Genomic DNA, 24669 nt, shown 5'->3' with positions numbered 1-24669 from the left:
AGGAAAATGCGCGTGTCAGATAATGATCAAAATCCAGAAGAGTATGGTGCCGATTCCATCAAGGTTCTCAGAGGGTTAGAAGCGGTTCGCAAACGCCCTGGCATGTATATCGGCGACACCGATGATGGCTCTGGTTTGCACCATATGGTGTATGAGGTCGTGGATAACGGCATCGACGAAGCACTGGCGGGTCACGCTGATGCGGTAACTGTGACAATCCACGCGGATTCCAGCGTATCGGTTAGTGATAATGGCCGTGGTATTCCGGTGGGTATCCACGAAGAAGAAGGCGTTTCTGCCGCCGAAGTGATCATGACGCAGCTGCATGCTGGCGGTAAATTTGACAGCAATTCCTACAAGATTTCCGGGGGCCTGCACGGGGTTGGCGTATCCGTGGTGAATGCGCTGTCCGAATGGCTGGAATTGCGCATTTGGCGCGATGGCAAAGAACACGTTGCGCGGTTTGAGCATGGCGATACCGCCGAGTCGCTAAAGGTGGTTGGTGATGCGGGGGCTCGCACTGGCACCGAGGTGCGGTTCATGGCTTCGCTTGAGACGTTCTCGAACCTTGAATACAGTTTTCACACGTTGGAAAACCGCCTACGCGAACTGGCGTTCCTGAATTCCGGTGTGCGGATTATCCTGACGGATGAGCGTCCGACCGAAGTGCTGAAAAGCGAGCTGTTTTACGATGGTGGCGTGAAGGAATTCGTGCGCTACCTTGATCGGTCCAAAACCGCGATGCTGCCCGACCCGATCTTTTTTGTCGGCGAAAAAGACGGCATCGTTGTCGAGGTGGCGATGTGGTGGAATGACAGTTACCACGAAAATGTGCTGCCCTTTACCAACAACATCCCACAGCGTGATGGCGGCACCCATATGGCCGGCTTTCGCGGCGCGCTGACCCGCACGATCAACAACTATGCGCAGTCGTCAGGCATCGCCAAAAAGGAAAAAATCAGCTTTACTGGTGATGATGCCCGCGAAGGTTTGACTTGTGTTTTGTCGGTCAAAGTGCCGGACCCGAAATTTTCGTCCCAGACCAAAGACAAGTTGGTTTCTTCCGAAGTGCGCCCCGCCGTCGAGGGGCTGGTGAATGAAAAGCTGGCCGAGTGGTTCGAGGAAAATCCGAATGAAGCCAAGATGATCGTGAGCAAGATCGTCGAGGCGGCCCACGCTCGCGAAGCGGCGCGTAAAGCCCGCGATCTGACGCGACGCAAAACCGCGATGGATGTGAATTTTCTGGCGGGAAAACTCAAGGATTGCTCGGAAAAAGACCCCTCTAAAACCGAAGTCTTTCTGGTGGAAGGTGATAGCGCCGGTGGATCGGCGCAAACTGGGCGTGACCGGATGACCCAAGCGGTGTTGCCGCTGCGAGGTAAAATCCTGAATGTGGAACGCGCACGGTTTGACCGGATGCTGGCATCGCAGGAGATCGGCAATCTGGTGATGGCGCTGGGCACCGGCATTGGCCGCGATGAATTCGACATCAGCAAACTGCGCTACCACAAGATTGTGATCATGACCGACGCCGATGTTGATGGTGCCCACATCCGCACCCTGCTGCTTACGTTTTTCTTCCGGCAAATGCCCGAACTGATCGAAGGCGGATACCTGTATATTGCCCAGCCGCCGTTGTTCAAAGTGAGCCGCGGCAAATCCGAAGTTTACCTGAAAGACCAGCCAGCGCTGGATGATTATCTGGTGGAGCAAGGCATTGATGGTGCATCACTTAGGTTGGCGTCTGGCGAAGAAATCATTGGGCAGGATTTGCTGCGAGTGGTCGAGGAAGCCCGCCAAACACGCCGTATCCTGCAAGCCTTCCCGACGCTTTATCCGCAGCATATTCTGGAACAGACAGCGATTGCGGGTGGATTTATTATAGGGCAGGTTGATGCTGATTTGCAGGGTGTCGCCGATGCTGTTGCCACCCGTCTGGACCTGATCGCCGAAGAATATGAGCGCGGTTGGCAAGGTCGCCCAACCCAAGACCACGGCATCCGTTTGGCACGTATGCTGCGCGGTGTGGACGAGGTGCGTAAACTTGACGGGCGCGTATTGCGCTCGGGTGAAGCACGCAAGTTGGGCTCGATGACCGAGACATTGCAAGAGGTTTACGCCAAGCCCGCCAAACTGATCCGCAAAGACCGCGAGATACCGATCTTTGGCCCGATCGACCTGCTGGATGCTATTTTGGCCGAGGGCGAAAAAGGCCTGTCGCTGCAACGCTACAAGGGCCTTGGCGAAATGAACCCTGACCAGCTGTGGGAAACCACATTGGACCCCGAAGCGCGAATTTTGTTGCAGGTGAAAATTGATGATATGGCCGAGGCCGATGATCTGTTCACCAAACTGATGGGCGACGTGGTCGAACCCCGCCGCGAATTCATTCAGACAAATGCGCTGAACGTGGAGAATTTGGATTTCTAGAGGTGTGGCATAATTGACTCTACCATTCCTTAGGTTTTCTCCTATATACAACTAGTAGGGACTGGAAAGTCTCTAAATAGAAAATAGACTCCGTACAATTCGCCGAGTATCAAAGTGTATAGGCAACTATGCCGCGAATGTACGGAGTCGATTTCCCCATGGATCACCGATTTGCTATTCTAATTGATGGTGGCTTTTTTAGCCGCAAACTACAATCCAAGCTAAAGAAGCGTCCAGAGGTTCAAGATGTTATCGATGAGATCGAGCGCATCAGGCGTAATGATCTTTTTTCAGGCTTTGAATTGCTTAGGGCATATTACTACGATGCTTTTCCTGCGACGGGTAAGATAAGACACCCTATTTCTGGAAATGAATTGAACTTGGCTGATACGGATGTATTTCGTAGAAACAAAGCTTTCCTTCAAAGACTCGAACTCCAGCCCGATATTTCACTTCGGTTGGGTGAGTTATCAACAAGAGGATACAAGCTTAACTATGCCGCCATGCAGGACGAGAGTTTAGCAGGAAGAAATCTTGCGGAAGGTGATTTTGCACTAGATATAGAACAAAAAGGAGTTGATTTAAGGATTGGTTTAGACATCGCTCGTCTTTCGCTTCGCGAATTAGTTAGAACAATAGTTGTCGTAACTGGTGATAGTGATTTTATACCAGCATTTAAATTTGCACGGCGAGAGGGAGTTAGGGTTATTCTTGCGCACATGGGGCATGGAGTGAAGCGCGAGTTAAAGGCGCACACCGATGGCTTGATTGAATAAAAGGCGAAAACAGCTCACAAATATAGATTGACCAGATCAATCACGGCTTTTACCGGTAAATGTTCGAAAACGGAGAAAACCCTATGACCAACGCTCTGATCGTCATCGACGTGCAAAATGATTTCTGCCCAAACGGTGCGCTGGCCGTGGCAGGTGGTGATGAAATCATCGCCCACATCAACGCCATGATGGGGGATTTCAATGCCACTATCCTGACACAAGACTGGCATCCTGCAGCCCACTCCTCATTCGCTAGCAGTCACACGGACAAAGACCCTTATACGCTGATTGACATGCCGTATGGCGCGCAAGTGCTGTGGCCGGATCACTGTATTCAAGGCACAAAAGGCGCTGAATTCCACGCCACCCTGCGCACTGACCCCGCCGATATGATTATCCGCAAGGGCTATAACCCCGCCATCGACAGCTACTCGGCTTTCTTTGAAAATGACCACAAAACGCCGACTGGCCTTGAGGGATATTTGCGCACCCGTGGTATCACCACCCTGACAATGGTTGGCCTTGCCACCGATTTCTGCGTGCAATATTCGGCGCTTGATGCGGCGCGTCTGGGGTTTGATGTGACCGTGCTGGAAGAGGCGTGCCGCGCGATTGATCTGGACGGCTCTCTTGCCACTGCCCGCGCGGCGATGCAGGATGCCGGTGTGAAACTGGAGCCTTGAGTAATGCCTGATATCGCCACCCGCGTTTATAACCACAAGTGGAAGATCGACCCGATTGTCCGGTCCCTGATCGACACTGATTTTTACAAGCTGCTAATGTGCCAGTCGGTGTTTCGCAATAAGCCCGATACGAATGTCACCTTTTCCCTGATCAACCGGTCCAAAACCATTCGGCTGGCCGATGAGGTGGACGAGGGCGAGTTGCGTGAACAGCTGGACCACATCCGCACATTGTCCTTGTCGCGTGGCGAAAGCACCTGGCTACGCGGCAATATGTTTTATGGCAAACGCGCCATGTTCAGCCCCGAATTTATGGAGTGGTTCGAAAGTATGCGCCTGCCGCCCTATCATTTGGAAAAACACGATGGCCAGTATGAATTGACGTTCGAGGGCAAATGGCACGAGGTGATGCTATGGGAAATTCCCGCTCTTGCCACGTTAATGGAACTTCGGTCCCGCGCCGTGCTGCAGCCAATGGGCAAGTTTGAACTGCAAGTTCTATATGCCCGCGCGATGACAAAGCTGTGGGAAAAGGTTGAAAAATTGCGCGGCCTTGATGGGTTGCGTCTGGCCGATTTCGGCACCCGTCGCCGCCACAGTTTTATGTGGCAAGACTGGTGTGTGCAGGCCATGAACGAGGGGTTGGGGGACAAATTTGTCGGCACCTCGAACTGTCTGATCGCCATGCGTCGAGAGGTCGAGGCGATTGGCACCAACGCCCATGAATTGCCGATGGTTTACGCCGCCTTAGCTGAAACCGACGACGATCTGCGCCGCGCTCCCTATGACGTGCTGGCCGATTGGCACGAAGAACACGACGGCAATCTGCGCATCATTTTGCCCGACACTTACGGCACCCAAGGCTTCCTTGATAACGCGCCGGACTGGCTGGCGGGTTGGACCGGGATCCGGATTGATAGCGGTGATCCGGCCACAGCTGCCGAGATAGCGATTGATTGGTGGAAGGCCCGCGGCGAAGATCCGACCAAGAAAATGGTGATCTTTTCGGACGGGCTGGATGTAGACAAAATCATTGAACTCCAAAACCAGTTTCGTGGTCGGGTAAAACCGTCCTTTGGCTGGGGCACGTTGATGACCAATGATTTCCGCGGGCTGACACCAGACAACAGCCTCGCACCATTTTCCATCGTTTGCAAAGCCGTCAGCGCCAATGGCAACCCGACGGTGAAACTGTCGGATAATCCGAACAAGGCAATGGGACCATCGGATGAGATTGCCCGCTACAAACGGGTGTTCGGCGTGGGCGATCAAGCGGCACAGGACGTGGTGGTTTAACCCGCAAACAACGGCTCGCCCGACATGAACCGCGTTGCCGCCCGTACGGCGCGGTCTGCATAGCCAACAAGCGCGGGATCATCCGGCGCATATCTGGAAATTGCCCAGCCGCATGAGGCAAGCACGCGGATCACGGTGAAGGCCGGTAACAGTTTGGTTTCCTCTGGCCCCAACCCGTATCCATCGACCAATGCGCCTGCCAGTTTTTGCGCGCCTGCCCGATCCCAGACTTGCGACATGGCGACACCAAGTTCATAGAGCCGGAACCCGAATGCCCCGTCGTCAAAATCAATCAGGGTCACGTCGCCGCCCACCACAAACACATTTTCGCTTAATGCGTCGGCATGGATCAAACCAAAATCGGCCCCGTCTGTTTGATATTCTTCTAATAGGTCTACCAATGTTCTGCGCGCATCCAGCAACAGGGTTTTGTTCGCATCTGTTAACGCCGGATTTTCCCAAAACCTGCCCCAGTTCGGGTTATTACCCAGCAGCCCATTGATGCCCAATTGCGCACGTTCAAAACTGTCAGGCAGGGTCAGGTTGCCACTTATCCTATGCAGCGTGGCCAGTTCGGCCCCGAGTGCTGTAAACAACCATAGTTGTTTTTCTTCACCCCATTCATCGGCAATGCCACCGTCGCCCAACGGCACCCCATCAACCCAAGAAACGATCGAGGCCATGCGTCCGGCCTGTGGCACGAATGAAATTAGATCACCGCTGATACAGGGGATCGGGTGCGGTAAATCCATACCCGCCTTGGCCAGTTCCTGCGTCCAGATCAGCTCGGACCGGATTGCATCGTCCGTTTGATACCCCGGTCGATGCAATCGCAGCGCGGCGCGTTCCCCATCGGGCGCGAGCACCTCGAACACCGCGTTTTCACGGTTCTTAATCAGACGCGGGGTGCAGTCGGGCACCTCCCAAGCGACCAATGCCGCCTTGGCGTAGGCAATAGTCTCGGCGTCATTCATCGGCCAGAACCGTCTTGAAAGCGCTGTCCATCACGTCAACCAGCAGATCAACATTGTCACGGGAAAACACACAGGGCGGACGAATTTTCAGCGTGTTGTCAAACCGCCCAACCGTGCTGAGCAACACCCCGCTATTGCGCATCTCGTTCACCATCCGCAGGGATATATCGGTTGTAGGTTCCCCGTCGCGCATCAACTCTACTCCAAAAAACAAGCCCGACCCGCGCACATCGGCGATCACGTCGTATTGCGCCGCCAGCCCGTTCAATTCGTCAATCGCATAGGCACCAACATCGCGGGCGTTTTCTACCAGCCCCTCGTCCTCAATCACTTCTAGCGTTGCCATTGCCGCCGCCGCACTCACCGGATTGCCACCAAAGGTGTTGAAGTATTTGAACACATCCTGAAACGCTTCCAGCACATCCGCGCGGGTCACAACAGCCGCTACCGGATGCCCGTTCGCCATTGGTTTTCCCACGGTCACGATGTCGGGCGCAAAGCCCAGTTTTTCATGGCCCCACCAATCAGAACCGATGCGCCCAAACCCTGGTTGCACCTCGTCAGCGATGATCAATCCACCCGCAGCACGCACAGCAGAAATGGCGCGATCCATGAAGCCACGCTCTAGCGTCGGGAACCCCTCATTGGCGAAATAGGGGCAAATGATCAGGGCTGACACGCCGTGCCCACTAGCCTCTAGTTTGGCAATAGCAGTCTCTATGCCAGCGCAAAACGCTTCTGCCTGTTCTGCACGGGTGCCCCCCACAGGGTGCAGATTATCGGGCGCGGGCACTTGTCGAACGTGGTCTGCATACCCACCGACCGGCACCTTCTTGGCATTCAACTGGCTAACGGCGGTAGTATTGCCGTGATATGTATTATCCGTTCCGATCACGCCGGTTTTTCCGGTCACAGCCTGGGCCATCCGCAGGGCAATATCGTTGGCCTCGGACCCTGAATTAACCATGATCATCGTGGTTAGGTCGTGCCGGAATTTTGCTGTCAGCCGCTCGCTATACTCCACAACCCCGTCATGCACATAGCGGGTGTGAACGTTTAGCGTGGCAGCCTGACGGGCGATGGCATTGACCACCTTGGGGTGGCAATGGCCGACGTGTGGCACGTTGTTATAGCAATCTAGATACCGCTTGCCATCCACATCAAACAGCCAAACGCCTTCACCGCGCACAGGCGCAAAAGGCACGTCATAAAAGGTGGTGACATGCCGCCCCAACACCCGCTTGCGCCGTTCAATCAAATTCATTCGTCGCCCCTTACTTTGCCCCGTAGCACTTTGACTTTGCCGCGCTTTACCTTGCCTTCAACCCGCCTGCGTTTTGATGCCAGCGTTGGCCTTGTTTTGACGCGGCGCTTTGGCACAAACAAGGCCTTTTCGATCAACTCCACCAACCGCGCCCGCGCGATCTCGCGGTTGCGGGCTTGCGAGCGGGTTTCCTCGGCACGGATCACAATTGCGCCATCCAGCGTCCAGCGCCGTCCGGCCAGACGCTTCAACCGCGCCTTGACCGCCCCTGTTAGCTGCGGGCTGCGCTGTGCTTCAAACCGCAGTTCAACCGCGGTGGCGACCTTGTTCACATTTTGCCCACCCGGACCTGAGGAGCGCGTAAAGCTCTCGCTCAATTCCCAGTCTTCCAGCGTGATATCGTCGTTGATCCGTAACATGGGCCGACACTAGGACAGGTTACGCAAAACGGAAAGAGCCCCTGCGCTTTGCGCAAGGGCTCTTCTCGAGAGTTGGAGGTGGCAAGCGGGGCAATCAGCGCCCGAAGCCAGATGATTATTCAAAGGGTTTGCCCCCTAAATCATCACCTCGCGCGTAATCCTCACCAGTTGCTCCTGTATCCCAATAGACATTGGCACCTCCTTTCTGAATGTTACGAACATCCAAAGGGTGGCACAGATTTGGTAGATGTCAAAACAATTTATGCTGCATCTGGTGAAATTCGCGTAACGATTGCGCGGAATGGCACCAATGCCAGCATGGCAAGTGACAGTTTGACCAAGCAATCAGCCAGCGCCAGTGACACCCATAGGGGTGTAGACGGGCCGACACCTAGCAACGGTAGGACTTCGCCTGCCCAGCTGACATCGTTCAGGGGCTCAATGTATGTAAACGTAGCCGAGAACGCGATGCTGAAAAACAGGATCGTATCAACAGACGAGCCGATCAGGGTTGACGCCAACGGTGCCCGCCACCATGCGCCGCCCCGCAGCCGATCAAAGATTGCCACATCCAGCATCTGTGCCGTTAGGAATGCCACGCCGGACCCGATTGCGATACGCAACGTCACCAGTGGGCCGAATTCACCCATAATCTGTGTGCCAATCAACGAGCAGGCCACGCCAACCACAAACCCCGCGATCACCACCTTGCGGGCAGCGGCCACGCCATAAACACGGTTCATCACGTCGGTGACCAAAAAGGCCAGAGGATAGGTGAACGCGCCCCACGTCAGCCATTGGCCAAACAGGTGCTGCACAAGGATATTGGAAGCCACTACAATGGCAGCCATGGCAATTATGCCGGGAAGGATGCGTTTCATGCTGATATGTTCCGTTTTAACAAGGTTGCGGTAACTTGGCCCCAAAGCACGGGACGGCGCGTCCTACCGCGCATGATTGCGCAGATCAAGCTATTCTTGCAAACGGTACTCGACAAATTCGGTGATTTGGAAGGCGTTGAAATTGTTGTCCGAGACCATTGTCAGCCTTATGTCTCCTGCTGCATCTCGCCAAACAGCAATCCCTTCTAGATTGTCATGAGCGCCTGACGGGCTGGTTAATACCACCTCTTCGTTTTCCAGTAGGTCGCCCCGCACGGTAAAACGTCTCACCCGGGTTTCAAATCCAAAAAACCCTAAATGACGTTCCAAGAGATACAGCTTCCCATCAGGACCGAAATCTGCGCCTACGGGTGAAAACAATCCGATACGCAAAATACTAAATGGAACTGACCACGCTCCATTCTTGTATCTATATACTGGAAATGGCTTTGCTATATCTCCGGATTGTTCGGGAATGGTGTAAAGAGAGTTTTCGGAATCCACAGCGATTGCTTCAAGCGCGAAATTGCTTTGCATATATTCAAAATCAGGATGCCTTGGTATCCAAGCAGCTTCGCTTTCTGGATCACGATAGGTCCAGACGCGATGAAATGTTTCGAAGGAAACGTAGATACGGCCATCCGTGCGAATAGCAAGCCCCTCAGCGTCAGATTTAAGGCTGGATAGAGGTGTGTCATTTGTATTTTTCAGGGTACCGAAATTAGGAATGACGGAGCTAATCCGCCCATCATCGCGTTCAAATTCTCCCTCAACTATCGCCCCTCGATCTCCGACAACCATAAAAGTGTTTCCGCCACCGAAAACTTCAATTCCCGAAATCCCGCCTACACCATCGACATTTGATGCCCATGTATAACTACTGATATAATCCGCCTGCTGGGCCAAAGTGGCGCCTGCAAAAAAAGTGGCAAACACGATTGCCACTGCAATCAGCGCGAGTCTAATACGGCTTGGCATTGCTGAGGCAGATCCGACATTACATATTCACGGCGTGGTTTTCTGGGGGCCGCATTGGGATCAGGGGGCGGTGGGGGTGGCGGTTTCAATATATCGTTCACCCACTTTTGCGCGTCAGCACATCCATCCCCTGGGGGCGGTGGTGCTTGGTTGACGCATCCTCTTGCCCCCTTGGGGCACTTCAGGCGGACATGGAAATGGTAATGATGTCCCCACCACGGCCGGATTTTGCGCAGCCAGCTACGATCACCTTTCGCATCCTTACACATCTGCACCTTGGCACCTGGAAAGATGAATATCCGCGCCACGGCCTTGTCCCGTGCGGCCGCTTTGACAATGGCGTGCTGGATCGGGCCCCATTTGCTGTTCACAAACGCGCCTTTGGAACGACGGTAGGAAACAGCGGATAGATTGGTGCGTTGCCGGATGCTTAACTTCATGTTGGTCGCAGGCATCAGCCAGATGTCAGCGTCCAAACCAATCTGGTGTGACCGGTGCCCTGTCAGCATCGGCCCGCCGCGTGGTTGCGACATATCGCTGATATACAGCCCGTTTGATCCCCGCAGTTTTGCGGCCTTGCGGCTAAGGCGTTTGAGAAAGGAAACCAGCTCGGGATGGCCCCAGTTCCGGTTGCGCGATACCCGCATTTCCAACCACGTCGCCCCTTTTTGCGGCAGTTGTACACCGCCCGCCAAACAGCCCTTGGCATAACCACCATAAGGGGCCGCAATTTGCGACGATGCATCGCGCTTGCCACCAAACAGTTGTTTGGCCAGTGGTTCGGATTGGGCGGATGCAGCAAGTCCGAGTGTGAGTGTAAGAATGGTGAGTAACCGGATCATGATGCGCTATGCTCCCCGTTTGGTTTAACCCAGATTAACAGGAAAAGCCCGATCAGGAAAAGCCCGATAAGCGGGGTGATGCCCAACCGTTGGCTATTGGTTGCGGCGGTTGCAATCCCGATGGCCAATGGTGCGATGAATGACGTGGCCTTACCGGCCAATGCGTATAGGCCAAAGGCTTCGGTCATGCGATCAGGGTTGGCTTGACGCACCATCATTGTGCGACTGGCCGATTGCACGGCCCCACCAGCCGCACCAACGATTGCACCCAGCAGGTAAAAGGCCTGATCCGGTAGGGTCGATTCGGGGGAAACAGCTATGCCAAATACGGATTCTCGCGATACAAACACGATCAGGATCGACATAGTTGTCAGCACCAATATGCAGATTGTAATCACTGGTTTGGGGCCGTACTTGTGATCGGCCCGCCCGCCGACCCATGCAAAAATTGCACCTGTGATAATTGCGATAATGCCGAAAATGCCGATGTTGGTGCTGGTCCAGCCCAATACCCCCGCCGCATATATGCCGCCAAATACATAGATGCCGTTCAGTGCGTCGCGGTAAAACATCGAGGATGCGAGATAGGCAAACAGGCTGGGTGTGCTGGGTAGTGATTTTAGTGTCTTTCCAAGATCGGAGAGTGCTGAGGAAACCTTAAGGCGGGACACCGCCGTGGTTTTCGGGTCGCGCACCCACAGGAAAAACGGGATCATGAATACGGCATACCAGAACGCCGAAAACGGCCCGACAAACCGCGTGCCCTCACGTGCGCTTGCATCCAACCCGAACAGCGGGTCAATGCCCAGCATGGTCTTGCCGTTGCCCCCTTCGGCAAACAGCAACAGCATGATGATCAATGTCAGCAGCCCGCCGATATAGCCAAAGGCCCAGCCGCTGCCAGATATTTTCCCGATCTCTTCTTTCGGGCCAAGGTCGGGCAACATCGAATTGGTGAAAATCGTGGCAAACTCCATCCCGATCAGGCCAACAGCAAAGGAAAATAGTACAAAATACAGATTGAAGTTGTCAGGTGCCGACCACCACAGCCCGAACGCCCCGATGAAATACATAACGGAAAACAGCCAAACCCAACGCACCCGATTTCCACTGTTATCGGCAATTGCACCCAATATCGGGGCCAGAATAGCGATCACAATACCCGCAGCCCCGATGCCAAAGCCCCATGCACTCTGCGCTTTGGTGCCATCCCCAATCACTGTGGCGATGTAAGGCCCGAAAATGAAGGTCAGCAGCAGTGTGTTATATGGCTGGCTGGCAAAATCAAAAAAGAACCAGCCCCAAATCCGTTTTTTCGCTGAAACGTCAGCCATCCCACTCGTCCCCCTGTTGGTTTTTCGTGATTGAATAGGGAAACAGGCACCTAGGCAAGAAATCCTTTACGACACGGTGTGGTTTTCTGGCGGCCAAGGGCGGCTGTCCTCGGCACGTATCCAGTTCTGCACCCAGTCTGGCAATGCGGGGCTTTGTTCATCCGCCCCCATCGCCACGGCCACCTTGGCGGGGTCGACAATGCCATCCGGCCCCGTCACCGCTGTGCGATACAGCGCCTGATTGGCGCAGTGGCTGCGGGTCCAGATCGATTGCTCCAGATATAAAAACCGTTTATCCCAGCCCAGTGCCCGACTGTGGATTTCAAACCTCTGGAACATGCGGATGCGGCGCCGGTAGCGCACCGATGTGCCCGCCACCGTCAGCCCCCATTTGTTATCCTTGATCGCACGGATCAGCCCCATCCGGTTTGCCAATGGAATTCGCCCCAGATCATACAGGGTCAGGGTGCGTCCGTTGTTCAGCTCGAACCAGAAATCCAGATCCCACGGCCAGCAAATGTGGTGCGATACATGTGTTTCACCCATCGCCAGCGGTGCGGCAGCCCGATGCACAATCAGTTCTTTGCCCATGCGAATAAACGGATACATTAACGGCTCCTTTAAGATTTGATGCAATTTGCTCTATTGAGGGCCCGCGTCAAGCACAACGTGGCGGCAGACCGCTTGCCATATGGCTGTGCGACGCTTAGGTAATCGGGAACCAAAACAAAAGGCTGGCCAGATATGCAATCGATTTACCAAATCCTTAACCTGATCCTCGATGTGGTCTGGTTTGTCATGATCGCCCATATCATCATGAGCTGGCTGATCAATTTCCAGGTTCTGAACCTGCATCAGCCGTTGGTTCAACAGGTCTGGTACGGGCTGAACAAGCTGCTGGAACCGCTATACAGCCGCATTCGCCGTTTTCTGCCTACTATGTCTGGACTGGATCTCGCCCCGCTGGTGGCCTTTCTTGGCATCATCGTGCTGCGCATTATCCTCAGGAATAACGCCTCGTTCTTTTACTCGTTCTAGGTTGTGTCAAACGCCTCCGAACTCCTCTCATCCGTCTTTGGATTTGACACCTACCGCACCGGACAGGCCGAAATTGTTGACGCTGTGGTCGAGGGGCGCAACACGCTTGCCATCATGCCGACCGGCGGCGGTAAATCCCTGTGTTTCCAACTGCCAGCTTTAATGCGCGATGGTGTCACCGTCGTTATTTCCCCGCTGATTGCCCTGATGCGCGATCAGGTCCGTGCCTTGCGTGAAGCAGGGGTCGAGGCGGGCGCGTTGACCTCGGGCAATACGGACGAAGAGACCGAATATGTTTATGCGGCCGCCAACGATGGCCGCTTGAAAATCCTCTATATGGCTCCTGAACGGCTTGCCTCTTCCGGCACCTTGGCGTTCCTGCAACGGATCAACACCAGTCTGATTGCCGTGGATGAAGCCCACTGTGTGTCCCAATGGGGCCATGATTTTCGCCCTGACTATCTGCGCATCGGCAACCTTCGCAAAACCCTGAACGTGCAACTCGCCGCCTTCACCGCGACGGCGGACGAAGAAACCCGCGCCGAGATTATCACCCGCCTGTTCGAGGGCACTGATCCCGCCGTGTTCCTGCATGGTTTTGATCGCCCAAACATCCATTTGCGGTTCGAAGCCAAGGATTCACCGCGCCGCCAAATCCTCGAATTCGCCGCCGCCCGTAAGGGCCAACCCGGCATCGTCTACTGCGCCACGCGCAAGAAAACCGAAGGCATTGCCAAGGCGTTGAATGACGCAGGCCACAGCGCGTGTCATTACCATGCGGGCATGGAGGCGGATGAACGCCGTGTGGTTGAACAGCGGTTTCAGGTCGAAGACGGGTTGATCGTGGTGGCCACCGTGGCCTTTGGTATGGGGGTTGATAAACCCGATATCCGCTGGGTCGCCCATGCCGATCTGCCCAAATCCATTGAATCCTATTATCAGGAGATTGGGCGGTCCGGTCGTGACGGCGCCCCAGCCGAAACCCTGACCCTGTTTGGCCCCGAAGACATCCGCTTGCGTCGCACCCAAATCGACGAAGGCCTCGCCCCACCCGAAATGCGCGCCGCGGATCACGCCCGCCTGAACGCCCTGCTGGGTCTGGCCGAGGCGCTGGGCTGTCGGCGGCAAAAGCTGTTGGCGTTCTTTGGCGAGGACAGCCAACCTTGCGGAAACTGTGATCTGTGCGAAACCCCGCCAGAAACCTTTGACGGCACTACGGCCGTTCGTATGGCACTGTCCGCGATCCTGCGCACTGGCGAATATTTCGGTGCGGGCCATTTGATCGACATCCTGATCGGCAATGTGACCGATAAGGTGCAGCAACGCGGCCATGATACCATACGGACCTTTGGCGTGGGCAAGGAATACAGCCGCAACGAATGGCAGGCGATTTTCCGCCAAATGATGGGCCATGATTTGATCCGCCCTGACTCCGAGCGATTTGGAGCGTTTCGCATGACCCAGATTGCCCGCCCCATCCTGCGCGACGAGGCAACGATCAAGTTGCGCCGCGACACCATCCGCCAAGCTAAAAACACCCGTCGCCCCGCTGTCAAAACGCTCGTTTCGGACGAAGATGCGCCGCTGTTGTCCGCGTTAAAAGCCAAGCGCCGCGCCCTGGCAGAAGAGGCCCGCGCGCCTGCCTATATCATCTTTAATGACCGCACCCTGATCGAGATGGCCGAGGTTAAGCCGATGACGCTGGATGATATGGCCGGCATTGGCGGGGTCGGTGCAAAGAAGCTGGAGAAATACGGCGAGATTTTTCTGGAAATCATCACCGGCGAAGCCGCCGCACCGACCCATCCGTCGCGCCGTAAACTGGCAGGGCGGGATGCGGGTTCGATTTATGACCGTTTGCTTGATGCGCAGGGGGCGCTTGCGCGTGGGCCCGAGGGAGCCGATAAACCAATGAGCTGTTCTGCGTCGCTACTGGCCAAAGTCGCTAGCACAAAGCCTGCGGACATACCCGCGATGGAACGGTTGCTGGGGGACAAAAAAGCGCTGCGTTTTGGCGCTGCTTTTCTGGATGTGTTGAACGGGGAGGATGCGTAAATGCTTGTAGTTATTTCGCCAGCCAAACGGCTGGATACAAAGGCGGCAGCAACGGCGGATGAAACGCTTCCTGCCTTTCAGGATGCGGCGAATGAACTGGCGGGATATGGCCGCAATTTGTCGCCAACTGATCTGCAAAAACTAATGGCGATCAGTGAAAACCTGGCGCGTTTGAATGCGGACCGCTTTGCTGATTTTGCCGATGCATCGACGCCGGACAACGCCAAACAGGCGGCGTTGTTTTTTGCCGGTGACACCTATGCTGGTCTGGAAGCGGCATCACTGGATACCGAGCAAATGGATTGGGCACAGGACCATCTGCGCATCCTGTCAGGCCTATACGGCCTGCTGCGTCCGCGCGATTTGATCCAGCCGTATCGTCTGGAAATGGGTAGCCGTTTGAAAACGGCGCGGGGCAAAAACCTGTATGAATATTGGGGCGACAGGTTGTCATCAGCGCTGAATAAAGCAGGGACAGCTATGGGCACCGACACATTGGTCAATTGCGCTTCGGTCGAATATTTTGGGGCGGTTGATATGGATGCGCTAAAGCTACGGGTGATCACGCCTGTGTTCATGGAAGAAAAAGCAGGCACGCCCAAGATCGTCAGCTTTTTTGCCAAAAAAGCGCGTGGGGCGATGGCGCGGTTTATGATCGAGCGGCGGATCACTGACCCAGAAGGGTTGAAGGATTTTGACACTGGCGGCTATCGGTTTAACGCGGGCATGTCCGAAGGTGACCGTTGGGTTTTCTTGCGGGATTATCCGGAAACTTGATTACGGAGTAAGCGGCACTCGCCCAGTCCCATCCAGAACCCAGCAATCGCTCCCCTCAAACACAGCGGTTGTCAGGTATTTATCATAGCCCGCCCCTGTATCCAGATTAATTCGGTTGCCATAATGCATGGGCGTATCAACTGGCGTGTGACCATGCACGATCAGCGCCTCGAACGGCAGCACCTCCACATGAAACGGCCCTCTGATCCACAGTAAATCATCCTCGACCTGATCGGCCAGCGCCACACCGGGCAAGATACCGGCGTGGACAAAGGCAACATCGCCAAATTGGTGCATCAGCGGCATGTCCTCCAGAAACTGTTTGTGTGAATCTGGAATAACTCGTTGAACTTCACTGTGCGGAGTACCGGCGCTGATACCATAAGACTCCAGCGTGTCAGCTCCGCCAAGGCGCGGATGTAGCCATGTCAATTCGGTCGTTAAACGCGGGTCGTGGTAATCGGGATCATTCAGAAACCCCGCAAACATCCGGTCATGATTGCCCTTGACCGTAAGCCAGGGCTCGCCCCGCGCAATCCCGTCAATCAAGTGCTGGATCACACCGTTGCTGTCAGGTCCACGATCAGTCAGATCGCCCAGATGCACGACTGGGGCGTCTATATCGCCTGTGTACCTCCGGTCTGCCGCGATCCGTTCATGCGCCGCCTGTAGCATGCCGATTTGCCCGTGAATATCGCCGATTGCATAGACCCGCATTGCCTGCTCCTTTTTCCTTTCAGCACCAAAACCAAAGGCCTCGGGAATGTCCAGAGGCCTTTGGTCATCTCGTTGTGATTGGGTAACTAGCTAACGCTAAATTCCAGCGGCTTAATCGACTGGAACAGATCAGTGTTGTCAAGTTGGCTGATTGCATTTTCATCCAAAGGATTGTCGACATACAGCAGTGCAATCGCATCCTCGCCTACACCAGAACGGCCAAGGGTAAAGTTGGCAATGTTGACATTGTTTTCACCCAGAACTCGCCCCAAAGTGCCGATGATACCCGGCATATCCTTGTTGGTTGTATAGAGCATATGTTCACCGATCTCGGCGTCGATATTGATGCCCTTGATCTGGATAAACCGTGGCTTGCCATCGCTGAATACGGTGCCCGCGATGGTACGTTCACGGCTATCGCTCACAACGGTCAGTTTAATATACCCGTCAAACACACCGGTTTTTTCCTGCGTGGTTTTGGATATTTTAATGCCGCGATCTTTGGCAATCACCGGCGCTGAAACCATGTTCACTTCGGGGTTGCTGGCCTGCATGATGCCCGCAATCGCGCTACAGCTTAGTGCCTCTAGGTTCATTGCAGCGACGGTGCCATCATAAAGAATATTGATGGCTTTGATCGGGTCTTCTGTCAGTTGGCCAACGAACGATCCCAGATGTTCTGCCAGATCCAGCCACGGCCCCATGACCTTGGCTTCTTCGGCGGTAACCGATGGCATGTTCAGCGCGTTGGTAACGGCCCCTGTCAGCAGATAATCCGACATTTGCTCGGCCACTTGCACGGCGACGTTTTCTTGTGCCTCTTTGGTGGATGCGCCCAGATGCGGGGTGCAGACCACGTTTGGCAGACCGAACAGCGGGCTGTCGGTGGCGGGCTCGACCTCGAAAACATCAAAGGCAGCACCGGCTACATGGCCGGATTTAAGCGCGGCTGCCAAGGCGGCCTCGTCAACCAGACCGCCACGGGCACAGTTGATCACCCGCACACCAGACTTCATTTTGGCAATCGCCTCGGCGTTCAGGATGCCGCGGGTGTTGTCTGTCAGCGGCACATGCAGGGTGATGAAATCGGCACGTGCCAGCAGTTCATCCAGTTCGACCTTTTCAACACCGATTATTGCGGCGCGCTCCTCAGATAAAAATGGGTCATACGCGACCACTTTCATCTTGAGGCCAAGCGCGCGGTCGGCAACGATGGTGCCGATATTGCCAGCCCCGATCAGGCCCAGCACCTTGGCGGTGATCTCGGTGCCCATAAAACGGGATTTTTCCCATTTACCGGCTTGGGTCGAGGCATTGGCCTCGGGGATTTGACGCGCCACAGCCATCATCAGGGATATCGCGTGTTCTGCCGTGGTGATCGAGTTGCCGAACGGCGTGTTCATCACGATCACACCCTTTTTCGAAGCCGCCGGAATATCGACGTTATCAACTCCGATGCCAGCGCGGGCGATGACCTTCAGGTTGTCGGCGGCAGCGAGCAGCTTTGGCGTGACTTTGGTGTTGGACCGGATGGCGAGGCCATCGTATTTGCCGATGATCTCCTGCAAGGCGGCTTTGTCTTTGCCAAGGTCGGGCATGAAATCCACATCAATGCCGCGGTCGCGGAATATTTGCACGGCGGTTTCGGAGAGTTTGTCGGATACGAGAACTTTGGGTGCCATGTTGTAGGCTCCTTTGAATTGAAGTTTGGGTAGGGGGCCTATTGGCCGCTCTGAATTATTCGTTGATTTCAGCGTTGAAGGCCCAGTCGAGCCACGGCATCAGCGCGGTCAGGTCGGCAGTTTCGACCGTTCCCCCACACCAGATACGCAGACCCGCAGGCGCATCACGATAAGCACCAATGTCATAGGCAACACCTGCGTCTTCCAGACGTTTGGCAACCGCTTTGGCAAAGGCCGCTCCGTCCGTGATGCGGGCATCGTTGAACTTCAGGCAAACCGAGGTGTTTGACCGCAAAGCCGGATCATCGGCAAGGAAGTCCAGCCAGTCGTGGGCGTCAACAAACCTCTCTAACACCGCAGTATTCACGTCTGCGCGGCCAATCATACCCGAAAGTCCGCCAACCGATTTAGCCCACTCCAGTGCCACCAGATAATCTTCAACTGCCAGCATAGACGGTGTGTTGATCGTGGCACCGCTAAAGATACCGTCGATCAGTTTGCCACCCTTGGTCAGGCGGAAAATTTTAGGCATTGGCCACGGCGGGGTGTAGCTTTCCAACCGTTCAACCGCACGCGGTGACAGGATCAGCATGCCGTGCGCCGCTTCGCCTCCCAGCACTTTTTGCCAGCTAAAGGTGGTGACATCCAGTTTGTCCCACGGCAGGTCCATCGCAAACGCCGCCGAGGTGGCGTCGCAAATGGTCAGGCCCGCGCGACCGGACGGAATAAAGTCACCATTCGGAACCCGCACGCCTGACGTTGTGCCGTTCCATGTGAACACCACATCGGCATCAAAATCGACCGCGTTCAGATCAACGATCTGGCCGTAATCAGCAGTGGTGATTTTGGCGTCGACTTTAAGCTGTTTCACAACATCGGTGACCCAACCTGCGCCGAAACTCTCCCACGCCAGCATTTCAACAGGGCGTGCGCCCAGCAGAGACCACAGTGCCATTTCCATCGCACCTGTGTCAGACGCTGGCACAATGCCGATTTTGTAATCGGCCGGAATGCCCAGCACTTCGCGGGTGGTTTCAATAGCGGCTTTGAGTTTGGATTTGCCAATGGCAGCACGATGCGAACGGCCAAGTGGCGCGTCCGATAGGGCATTCAGGGTCCATTGGGGGTTTTTGGCACAAGGGCCGGACGAAAAACGCGGATTTGCCGGTCGCGTGACCGGTTGTGTAGGTATAGACATGGTATCCTTCCAGATATAATGCCCCTCGTTGGGGAGGGGTAGCCCACTTGCTGTGCTATCGCCACGTCGGCGCTGGCGCAACCCTGCAATCTGCGATATGCGGCGTTTAATCCTGAAAAAACGACATAAAGGTTATGAGAGATGTTTGTAGTCACCTTGCTTTGCAACCCGAACAATCCTGTGGTTGGGCCAGCTGTGGTTGATTCATTGCGAAATGCGTGGGGCGGCGGGGATGTGGTCTGGCTCGCCCCTGATGTGGCAGCAGAGTTCGAGACAGCTATGGTGCCGGATAACCGCTGGGACGTTTGGGCCGATTTGCAAAAAATGGGTGTTGATCTGGTGGCGCAACCTGCCGCGGGGCGGTGCAAAGCGATGTTGCTGGCCGATATGGACAGCACGATGATCGAGCAGGAATGCATTGACGAGTTGGCCGCCGAGGCGGGGATCGGGACGCGCGTGGCCGAGATTACAGCCCGTGCCATGAATGGTGAGCTGGATTTTGAGACCTCATTGCGGATGCGAGTAGATCTACTGAAAGGGCTGGATTCAGCCATAATAGAGACTGTTTTGACTGATAGGATCACATATATGCCTGGTGGCAAGGTGCTGCTGGCAACGATGAAGGCAAACGGGGCCTATGCGGCGTTGGTATCGGGCGGATTTACGGCGTTTACCGCGATGGTGGCGGATGAATTGGGCTTTGACGAGAGCCGCGCCAATACGCTGCTGATCGAGGATGGCAAGCTGACTGGCGGGGTTGGCGAGCCAATATTGGGGCGCAATGCCAAGGTGACCGCATTGAACGAGATCACAGCGAGGCTGGGGCTGACGACGGGTCAGGTGATGGCTGTTGGTGATGGCGCGAACGATCTGGGCATGTTGGGGGCGGCGGGGGCCGGTGTCGCACTGCACGCCAAACCATCGGTTGCCGCGGAATGCGATATCCGGATCAATCATGGCGACCTAACGGCGCTGCTGTATATTCAGGGCTATACCCTTGAGGATTTTGCCTAGGCCAGTTCTTTGGTCGGTCGGATATACCCCGTGGTGATGTCGTTGCAGTTCTTGATCGGGGCATTCATCCGTTTCAAAGTTGCGGGATGATTAGGGTCTAATACGCCTAATTTCACCAATATCGTGGCGATTGCACATTCCGAAGCGCGGAAGCTTCCGTCAGCTATCTTCACCGCAACGCCCAGTTTTAGTTCGGGGATGATGGCGATATAAACAGCCTCGGCGCCGGTTTTCAGGGCCACGCGTCCGTCCATGGCACACATCAGTTCAGTGCAGGCACGGCCTTCACCAGCAACCAGTTCTGGAAAGGCTGTTATGGCTTCAACCAGCGTCGCGGCAGCGCGTTCGCGCACAGTGGCTCCGTCTCGGGAAGCGGCGGCAAAGAAGGCCATCGCGCGGGCAAAGCCGTGCATAGTGGTGGCAAAATTCGGGGCCGAGCAACCGTCGATGGCAAAGCCGGGGCTGTCCATGCCAGTGGTGTATTCAAACGCCTCTCGCACGGCCAGTTGCACAGGGTGGTCGGGGTCGACGTATTCGGGCCCGCCACCCAGATGTTTGTTCAGGGTCAGAAAACCCGAATGTTTGCCCGAGCAGTTGTTATGCATCTGGCAAGGTTTTTCATCAGCGCGAATCAGGGCGTGATGGGCCTCAACATCTTTAGGGTCGTGCGATCCGCAGCGCAGGTCATCATCGGTGAGGCCAAGTGCCTTTAGCCACGCCGAAACGCGGTCAGTATGGATGGCGGCACTATTGTGTGAGGCGCAGGAAAGTGCGAGTTGGTCTGTGGTCAAACCAGCCGCAGCAGCAGCCCCGCTTTCGATCAAGGGCAACGCTTGTATCATCTTGGAAGAGGAACGCGGCAGGATCACTTGATCAGGATCGCCCCATGCCTGCACGATGTTGCCAGAGGCATCACAAATCACCGCGTGACCCATATGAATGGATTCTAAGAAATCACCACGCCAGATTTCGGCCATCGGGATAGGGCTTGTCATCACGTTTCCTTTCGCATTTGCGCGAATTTTTGCCAACGGGGCTTTTATTTATAGGCGATAATACGTTAATGTGTATGTATCGAGTTTGAGAACACGCCCGCCCGAAGAAAAGGTCAACCTAAAATGACCACTGGCGCGGCATAAATTGAGGCAGAAACAGCTGGAGGCTGTGAAAAATATGAAATCTTTTTTGGCAACAACTATGGGCGCCACGCTTATCGCTATCGTGGCAACGGGCGCGATTGCCCAGCAATCGACAAACCGCGTTGCAGCAAAGACTGACTGGAGCGTATTTGTCGAGGATGATCCGACAGAATGCTGGGCTGTGTCCAGTCCCAAAGAAACGGTAAACACCAAAGACGGGCGTGTAGTTGTGGTGCGTCGAAGTGATATCCTGTTGTTCGTGTCATATCGGCCCGGGTCCGGTGTGAAATCGGAGCTATCATTCACCGGTGGTTATCCGTTTGCCAACGGGTCAACCGTTTCTGCGCAAATCAGCGGTACCACATATGAATTTTTCACCTCTGGTGAAAATGCGTGGCCTGCATCGCCCGCCGAGGATGTGAAAATCATCACCGCCATGAAGCGCGGTGCCGAGGTTACGTTCACCGGCCGGTCAGGACGCGGCACTGTGACCAAAGACAAGTTTTCATTGCTCGGGTTTACGGCGGCTGTTGAAGAGGCCGCCAAGCGCTGCGCAAAATAGGGCAAGCCCGCTAAAGTTACTGATGCACCCTGTCTTCGCGGCGGGGTGTTTTGCTTGGTAATAGGTGCACGAATCCTATATGGGTCGCATTCAACCCCGATGGAGAGAATGAAATGACGTCAACGGCCCCGATCACGCAGGATGTTGTGACCATACCGCGCAAAGATGCGGCGGATGGATTACTCAACCTTGTCGGTTTGACCCGCGATGCCTTGCGCGATGTGCTGATTGCTGCGGGGATACCCGAGAAACAAGGTAAGATGCGGGCGGGGCAGATCTGGCAGTGGATTTACCAAAAGGGTGTGCGCGATTTTGCTGATATGACCAATCTGTCAAAAGACATCCGTGCGATGTTGGCCGATACATTTGTGGTGGCGGTGCCCGAGGTGGTGACCAAACAGGTGTCACAGGATGGCACCCGCAAATATCTGGTGCGGATTGACGGCGGCCACGAGGTCGAGATTGTCTATATCCCCGAAGAGGGCCGAGGCACGCTGTGCATCTCGTCGCAAGTTGGCTGCACGCTGACCTGTTCATTCTGTCATACAGGAACGCAACGTTTGGTGCGTAATTTGACGGCGGCTGAAATCGTCGGCCAAGTGATGGTGGCGCGGGATGATCTGGGAGAATGGCCCAAACTTGGCGTGCCCAACCCGCCCGAAGCACGGCTATTGTCCAACATTGTGCTGATGGGTATGGGCGAGCCTTTGTATAATTTCGAGGCGGTGCGGGACGCGATGAAGATTGCTATGGACCCTGAGGGGATATCACTGTCACGTCGCCGCATTACGTTGTCGACCAGTGGTGTGGTGTCGGAAATTGCCCGCACAGCCGACGAGATTGGCTGCATGTTGGCCGTGTCATTCCACGCCACCACCGACGAGGTGCGTGATGGGCTGGTGCCGATCAACAAGAAGTGGAACATCGAGGCGCTGCTGGATGCGCTGCGAGAATATCCCAAAGCCAGCAATTCGGAACGTATTACGTTTGAGTATGTGATGCTGAAAGGCGTAAATGACAGTGACGAGGACGCGCGGCGTCTGGTGCAGTTGATCAGGGGGATACCGGCTAAAATTAACCTGATCCCGTTTAATGAATGGCCGGGCGCACCTTATGAGCGATCCTCCAACAACCGCATCCGCGCGTTTTCCGATATTGTGTATAATGCGGGTTATTCATCGCCAGTGCGCAAACCGCGCGGCGAGGATATTATGGCGGCCTGCGGGCAGTTGAAATCGGCAAGCGAACGGGTGCGGAAGAATAAGAAAAAAGTTGAGGTGCAGCAGTAGGAGGGAAAATGAAAACCCTGGCGATTGAAATGGATCAGAGCCAGAAAAATGGCGCGATATTGGATTTTGTTATTTCGGGCCGCTCTCTTCTAAAAGAAGTTGAGCAACGTGAGTACTATTATGTGCCTCGTTTGGGGTCCAAAATGGTTCCAACTGATGTTGAAACGAGAGAAGTGCTTTTGCTTGAAAGAGCTGACGATCTTCCAAGCGGCAGGGTTGCTTTATACATTTGCCCATGTGGAGATTATGATTGTGGCATAATTTCTGCGAGAATTACGCAAGAGGGACAACATATTGTTTGGAGCCACATCAGCTACGAAAATGAAACTGATGATGAGTTGTTGGCACTTGATAGGCTTGGCCCATACCGCTTTGAGGAAAAGCAGTACCGCCATGCCATTATGGGCGAGCGTACTAGAGACTGAACCTAATAGGGCAACCCGTTTGATCCACTAACCCTCCCAGTTCTCGATCACATCCACCGCCTCTTGCCCCGTTTCCACAAACTTGAACAGGTCCAGATCATCGGCTGAAATTGTACCCGCATCTGCCAGCGCTTCCCAGTTGATAATACTGCGCCAGAACGCCTCGCCGAACAACAGGAACGGGATACGCTCCATGCGGCCGGTCTGGATCAGGGTCAGGGCCTCGAATGTTTCGTCCAATGTGCCAAACCCGCCGGGGAATACGGCGACTGCTTTGGCGCGCATCAGGAAATGCATTTTGCGAATGGCAAAGTAGTGGAAGTTAAAACACAGGTCAGGCGTTACATATTCATTCGGCGCTTGTTCGTGCGGCAGCACAATGTTTAGGCCGATTGAAACGCCGCCCGCATCCAGTGCGCCACGGTTTCCCGCCTCCATCACGCCAGGTCCGCCACCGGTGACGATCACGTTTTCCTTGCCGCCGTTGCCATTGCTTTTCACTGTGATCAAGCGGGCAAATTCGCGGGCCTCGTCATAGTATTTCGACAGATCAGCCAGCGTTTTGGTGCGGGCGCTGTCCTTGTTCGCAGGTTCGGGAATGCGAGCACCGCCAAACAGTACGATGGTTGAATCAATGCCCGCCTCGTCCAGTGCCATCTCGGGTTTCAGTAACTCTAGTTGCAGGCGCACGGGACGCAGCTCGTCACGGCACAAAAAATCCGCATCAGCAAAGGCCAGCGCATAGGATGGCGCACGGGTTTGTGGGGTGTCCGGTATCTCGCGGGCGGCCACGATATCCTGTTTTGAGTGGCGCATCGGGTGTTTGCGGTGTTCTTTATTCATTACGTTTCCTTGGTCATGTCGCATTGTGTCATGCTCGACTTCTGTCTATATGC

The 24669-nt window shown here is 55.0% G+C and carries 24 protein-coding genes; 11 read left to right on the top strand and 13 right to left on the bottom strand.

Annotated elements, in window-relative coordinates; translation table 11 throughout:
- Positions 1 to 12: 12 nt before the first annotated feature.
- The 4 genes from gyrB (at position 13) to pncB (ending at position 5185) form a co-directional block, all read left to right on the top strand.
- Complete coding sequence (gene gyrB / locus ACWB12_RS10485) at positions 13 to 2430, top strand: DNA topoisomerase (ATP-hydrolyzing) subunit B (protein WP_479530028.1); 2418 nt, start codon at positions 13 to 15, stop codon at positions 2428 to 2430.
- 158 nt (positions 2431 to 2588) lie between these two features.
- Complete coding sequence (locus tag ACWB12_RS10480; protein WP_479530027.1) at positions 2589 to 3206, top strand: NYN domain-containing protein; 618 nt, start codon at positions 2589 to 2591, stop codon at positions 3204 to 3206.
- A gap of 83 nt (positions 3207 to 3289) precedes the next feature.
- The gene (pncA, locus tag ACWB12_RS10475; RefSeq protein ID WP_479530026.1) at positions 3290 to 3889 is read left to right on the top strand and encodes a bifunctional nicotinamidase/pyrazinamidase; all 600 of its coding nucleotides are present in this window, start codon (positions 3290 to 3292) and stop codon (positions 3887 to 3889) included.
- 3 nt (positions 3890 to 3892) lie between these two features.
- Positions 3893 to 5185: a nicotinate phosphoribosyltransferase gene (pncB, locus tag ACWB12_RS10470; RefSeq protein ID WP_479530025.1), complete on the top strand. Its 1293-nt coding sequence runs from the start codon at positions 3893 to 3895 to the stop codon at positions 5183 to 5185.
- Here the strand turns inward: pncB and ACWB12_RS10465 are convergent.
- From ACWB12_RS10465 to ACWB12_RS10430, 8 genes are all read right to left on the bottom strand, one after another.
- Positions 5182 to 6159 (bottom strand): phosphotransferase enzyme family protein, encoded by a 978-nt coding sequence (locus ACWB12_RS10465; protein WP_479530024.1) that lies wholly within the window; start codon positions 6157 to 6159, stop codon positions 5182 to 5184. The two genes, pncB and ACWB12_RS10465, sit on opposite strands and share 4 nt — an antisense overlap.
- Positions 6152 to 7423: an aspartate aminotransferase family protein gene (locus ACWB12_RS10460; RefSeq protein WP_479530023.1), complete on the bottom strand. Its 1272-nt coding sequence runs from the start codon at positions 7421 to 7423 to the stop codon at positions 6152 to 6154. Before ACWB12_RS10460 ends, ACWB12_RS10465 begins: the two co-directional genes overlap by 8 nt.
- Entirely contained in the window at positions 7420 to 7842 is a 423-nt protein-coding gene (arfB, locus tag ACWB12_RS10455) for an alternative ribosome rescue aminoacyl-tRNA hydrolase ArfB (protein ID WP_479530022.1), read from the bottom strand. Before arfB ends, ACWB12_RS10460 begins: the two co-directional genes overlap by 4 nt.
- A 260-nt stretch (positions 7843 to 8102) precedes the next feature.
- Positions 8103 to 8723, bottom strand: a complete 621-nt coding sequence (locus ACWB12_RS10450) for a queuosine precursor transporter (RefSeq protein ID WP_479530021.1) — start codon at positions 8721 to 8723, stop codon at positions 8103 to 8105.
- Between the two features lie 90 nt (positions 8724 to 8813).
- On the bottom strand, positions 8814 to 9701 hold the full coding sequence (locus ACWB12_RS10445; RefSeq protein ID WP_479530020.1) for an esterase-like activity of phytase family protein: 888 nt from the start codon (positions 9699 to 9701) through the stop codon (positions 8814 to 8816).
- Positions 9674 to 10543, bottom strand: a complete 870-nt coding sequence (gene mepA / locus ACWB12_RS10440) for a penicillin-insensitive murein endopeptidase (protein WP_479530019.1) — start codon at positions 10541 to 10543, stop codon at positions 9674 to 9676. The genes ACWB12_RS10445 and mepA overlap by 28 nt, the downstream gene beginning before the upstream one ends.
- Entirely contained in the window at positions 10540 to 11877 is a 1338-nt protein-coding gene (locus tag ACWB12_RS10435; RefSeq protein ID WP_479530018.1) for an MFS transporter, read from the bottom strand. Before ACWB12_RS10435 ends, mepA begins: the two co-directional genes overlap by 4 nt.
- 66 nt (positions 11878 to 11943) lie before the next feature.
- Positions 11944 to 12486, bottom strand: a complete 543-nt coding sequence (locus ACWB12_RS10430; protein WP_479530017.1) for an acyl-CoA thioesterase — start codon at positions 12484 to 12486, stop codon at positions 11944 to 11946.
- Positions 12487 to 12621: 135 nt separating this feature from the next.
- Between ACWB12_RS10430 and ACWB12_RS10425 the strand changes: the two genes are divergently transcribed.
- The 3 genes from ACWB12_RS10425 to yaaA are packed head-to-tail and all read left to right on the top strand — an operon-like array spanning position 12622 to position 15747.
- On the top strand, positions 12622 to 12915 hold the full coding sequence (locus tag ACWB12_RS10425; RefSeq protein ID WP_479530016.1) for a YggT family protein: 294 nt from the start codon (positions 12622 to 12624) through the stop codon (positions 12913 to 12915).
- Between the two features lie 3 nt (positions 12916 to 12918).
- Positions 12919 to 14970: a DNA helicase RecQ gene (gene recQ / locus ACWB12_RS10420; RefSeq protein ID WP_479530015.1), complete on the top strand. Its 2052-nt coding sequence runs from the start codon at positions 12919 to 12921 to the stop codon at positions 14968 to 14970.
- Positions 14971 to 15747, top strand: coding sequence for a peroxide stress protein YaaA (gene yaaA / locus ACWB12_RS10415; RefSeq protein WP_479530014.1), 777 nt, complete (start codon positions 14971 to 14973; stop codon positions 15745 to 15747).
- On the opposite strand, the gene ACWB12_RS10410 is transcribed toward yaaA, so the two are convergent.
- The 3 genes from ACWB12_RS10410 to ACWB12_RS10400 form a co-directional block, all read right to left on the bottom strand.
- Entirely contained in the window at positions 15748 to 16464 is a 717-nt protein-coding gene (locus ACWB12_RS10410; protein ID WP_479530013.1) for a metallophosphoesterase, read from the bottom strand. It abuts the gene before it with no gap.
- 86 nt (positions 16465 to 16550) lie between these two features.
- A complete protein-coding gene (gene serA / locus ACWB12_RS10405; RefSeq protein ID WP_479530012.1) occupies positions 16551 to 18146 on the bottom strand; it encodes a phosphoglycerate dehydrogenase in 1596 nt (531 codons plus the stop codon).
- Between the two features lie 55 nt (positions 18147 to 18201).
- Positions 18202 to 19344, bottom strand: coding sequence for a phosphoserine transaminase (locus ACWB12_RS10400; RefSeq protein ID WP_479530011.1), 1143 nt, complete (start codon positions 19342 to 19344; stop codon positions 18202 to 18204).
- A gap of 141 nt (positions 19345 to 19485) precedes the next feature.
- Between ACWB12_RS10400 and serB the strand changes: the two genes are divergently transcribed.
- Positions 19486 to 20358 (top strand): phosphoserine phosphatase SerB, encoded by an 873-nt coding sequence (gene serB / locus ACWB12_RS10395; RefSeq protein ID WP_479530010.1) that lies wholly within the window; start codon positions 19486 to 19488, stop codon positions 20356 to 20358.
- Here serB and ACWB12_RS10390 read toward each other — a convergent pair.
- Positions 20355 to 21353: an asparaginase gene (locus ACWB12_RS10390; RefSeq protein ID WP_479530009.1), complete on the bottom strand. Its 999-nt coding sequence runs from the start codon at positions 21351 to 21353 to the stop codon at positions 20355 to 20357. The two genes, serB and ACWB12_RS10390, sit on opposite strands and share 4 nt — an antisense overlap.
- 202 nt (positions 21354 to 21555) lie before the next feature.
- On the opposite strand from ACWB12_RS10390, the gene ACWB12_RS10385 reads away from it, so the two are divergent.
- The 3 genes from ACWB12_RS10385 to ACWB12_RS10375 all read left to right on the top strand — a co-directional run bounded on the left by ACWB12_RS10385 (position 21556) and on the right by ACWB12_RS10375 (position 23773).
- Positions 21556 to 22059, top strand: a complete 504-nt coding sequence (locus tag ACWB12_RS10385; RefSeq protein WP_479530008.1) for an invasion associated locus B family protein — start codon at positions 21556 to 21558, stop codon at positions 22057 to 22059.
- Between the two features lie 113 nt (positions 22060 to 22172).
- A complete protein-coding gene (gene rlmN / locus ACWB12_RS10380; RefSeq protein ID WP_479530007.1) occupies positions 22173 to 23348 on the top strand; it encodes a dual-specificity RNA methyltransferase RlmN in 1176 nt (391 codons plus the stop codon).
- 8 nt (positions 23349 to 23356) lie between these two features.
- Entirely contained in the window at positions 23357 to 23773 is a 417-nt protein-coding gene (locus tag ACWB12_RS10375; protein ID WP_479530006.1) for a hypothetical protein, read from the top strand.
- 27 nt (positions 23774 to 23800) lie between these two features.
- Here the strand turns inward: ACWB12_RS10375 and ACWB12_RS10370 are convergent, their stop codons facing one another.
- Positions 23801 to 24616 carry an LOG family protein gene (locus ACWB12_RS10370; RefSeq protein ID WP_479530005.1) on the bottom strand — a complete coding sequence of 272 codons (816 nt, stop codon included), beginning with the start codon at positions 24614 to 24616 and terminating at the stop codon, positions 23801 to 23803.
- Between the last annotated feature and the right edge of the window lie 53 nt (positions 24617 to 24669).

The organism is Profundibacter sp. (assembly GCF_056498605.1).
This window is presented reverse-complemented; position numbering and strand designations above follow the sequence as displayed.